General features: G+C 52.6%; 1 rRNA gene. It reads right to left on the bottom strand.

The features are described from left to right. Positions 1 to 2,931, bottom strand: a 23S ribosomal RNA gene (locus ACHUFV_RS27340); the annotation flags it as partial.

The raw sequence follows: 2,931 nt of genomic DNA, 5'->3' as shown, positions 1-2,931 counted from the left end.
GGTTAAGTCCTCGACCGATTAGTATTTGTCAGCTCCACGTGTCACCACGCTTCCACCCCAAACCTATCAACCTGATCATCTTTCAGGGGTCTTACTAGCTTAACGCTATGGGAAATCTCATCTCGAGGGGGGCTTCATGCTTAGATGCTTTCAGCACTTATCCCTTCCGCACATAGCTACCCAGCGATGCTCTTGGCAGAACAACTGGTACACCAGCGGTGCGTCCATCCCGGTCCTCTCGTACTAAGGACAGCTCCTCTCAAATTTCCTACGCCCACGACGGATAGGGACCGAACTGTCTCACGACGTTCTGAACCCAGCTCGCGTACCGCTTTAATGGGCGAACAGCCCAACCCTTGGGACCGACTACAGCCCCAGGATGCGATGAGCCGACATCGAGGTGCCAAACCTCCCCGTCGATGTGGACTCTTGGGGGAGATAAGCCTGTTATCCCCGGGGTAGCTTTTATCCGTTGAGCGATGGCCCTTCCATGCGGAACCACCGGATCACTAAGCCCGACTTTCGTCCCTGCTCGACTTGTAGGTCTCGCAGTCAAGCTCCCTTGTGCCTTTACACTCTACGAATGATTTCCAACCATTCTGAGGGAACCTTTGGGCGCCTCCGTTACTTTTTAGGAGGCGACCGCCCCAGTCAAACTGCCCACCTGACACTGTCTCCCACCTCGATAAGAGGTGCGGGTTAGAATGTCAATACAGCCAGGGTAGTATCCCACCGACGCCTCCACCGAAGCTGGCGCTCCGGCTTCTCAGGCTCCTACCTATCCTGTACAAGCTGTACCAAAATTCAATATCAGGCTACAGTAAAGCTCCACGGGGTCTTTCCGTCCTGTCGCGGGTAACCTGCATCTTCACAGGTACTATAATTTCACCGAGTCTCTCGTTGAGACAGTGCCCAGATCGTTACGCCTTTCGTGCGGGTCGGAACTTACCCGACAAGGAATTTCGCTACCTTAGGACCGTTATAGTTACGGCCGCCGTTTACTGGGGCTTCAATTCAAAGCTTCGCTTGCGCTAACCTCTCCTCTTAACCTTCCAGCACCGGGCAGGCGTCAGCCCCTATACTTCGCCTTGCGGCTTCGCAGAGACCTGTGTTTTTGCTAAACAGTCGCCTGGGCCTATTCACTGCGGCTTTTCAAGGCTTTAACACCCTAAAAAGCACCCCTTCTCCCGAAGTTACGGGGTCATTTTGCCGAGTTCCTTAACGAGAGTTCTCTCGCACACCTTAGGATTCTCTCCTCGCCTACCTGTGTCGGTTTGCGGTACGGGCACCTAATCCTCACTAGAGGCTTTTCTTGGCAGTGTGGAATCAGGAACTTCGGTACTATATTTCCCTCGCCATCACAGCTCAGCCTTAACGGTAACGGGATTTTCCTCGCTACCAGCCTAACTGCTTGGACGCGCTAATCCAACAGCGCGCTTACCCTATCCTCCTGCGTCCCCCCATCGTTCAAACGGATTTTGGTGGTACAGGAATATCAACCTGTTGTCCATCGCCTACGCTTTTCAGCCTCGGCTTAGGTCCCGACTAACCCTGAGCGGACGAGCCTTCCTCAGGAAACCTTAGGCATTCGGTGGATGGGATTCTCACCCATCTTTCGCTACTCATACCGGCATTCTCACTTCTAAGCGCTCCACCAGTCCTTACGGTCTAGCTTCAACGCCCTTAGAACGCTCTCCTACCACGGACATCGTAGATGTCCATCCACAGCTTCGGTGATACGTTTAGCCCCGGTACATTTTCGGCGCGGAGTCACTCGACCAGTGAGCTATTACGCACTCTTTAAATGGTGGCTGCTTCTAAGCCAACATCCTGGTTGTCTAAGCAACTCCACATCCTTTTCCACTTAACGTATACTTTGGGACCTTAGCTGGTGGTCTGGGCTGTTTCCCTTTTGACTACGGATCTTATCACTCGCAGTCTGACTCCCATGGATAAATCTTTGGCATTCGGAGTTTGTCTGAATTCGGTAACCCGATGGGGGCCCCTAGTCCAAACAGTGCTCTACCTCCAAGATTCTTACAACATGAGGCTAGCCCTAAAGCTATTTCGGAGAGAACCAGCTATCTCCAAGTTCGATTGGAATTTCTCCGCTACCCACACCTCATCCCCGCACTTTTCAACGTGCGTGGGTTCGGGCCTCCATCCAGTGTTACCTGGACTTCACCCTGGACATGGGTAGATCACCTGGTTTCGGGTCTACAACCACATACTAAACGCCCTATTCAGACTCGCTTTCGCTGCGGCTCCGTCTATTCAACTTAACCTCGCATGTAATCGTAACTCGCCGGTTCATTCTACAAAAGGCACGCCATTACCCGTTAAAGGGCTTTGACTACTTGTAGGCACACGGTTTCAGGAACTATTTCACTCCCCTTCCGGGGTGCTTTTCACCTTTCCCTCACGGTACTGGTTCACTATCGGTCACTAGGGAGTATTTAGCCTTGGGAGATGGTCCTCCCTGCTTCCGACGGGATTTCACGTGTCCCGCCGTACTCAGGATCCACTCAGGAGGGAACGAAGTTTCGACTACAGGGTTTTTACCTTCTTCGACCGGCCTTTCCAGACCTGTTCATCTACCCCGTTCCTTTGTAACTCCATGTAGAGTGTCCTACAACCCCAAGAGGCAAGCCTCTTGGTTTGGGCTGTTCCCGTTTCGCTCGCCGCTACTCAGGGAATCGCGTTTGCTTTCTCTTCCTCCGGGTACTTAGATGTTTCAGTTCCCCGGGTCTGCCTTCAATACCCTATGTATTCAGGTAAAGATAACATCCCATTACGGATGCTGGGTTCCCCCATTCGGAAATCTCCGGATCAAAGCTTACTTACAGCTCCCCGAAGCATATCGGTGTTAGTCCCGTCCTTCATCGGCTCCTAGTGCCAAGGCATTCACCGTGCGCCCTTTCTAACTTAACC

This window comes from Niallia oryzisoli, from assembly GCF_043641075.1.
Lineage (GTDB): Bacteria > Bacillota > Bacilli > Bacillales > Cytobacillaceae > Bacillus_BD > Bacillus_BD oryzisoli_A.
Note: the sequence above shows the minus strand (reverse complement) of the source record. Positions and strands in the feature narration are given on the sequence as shown.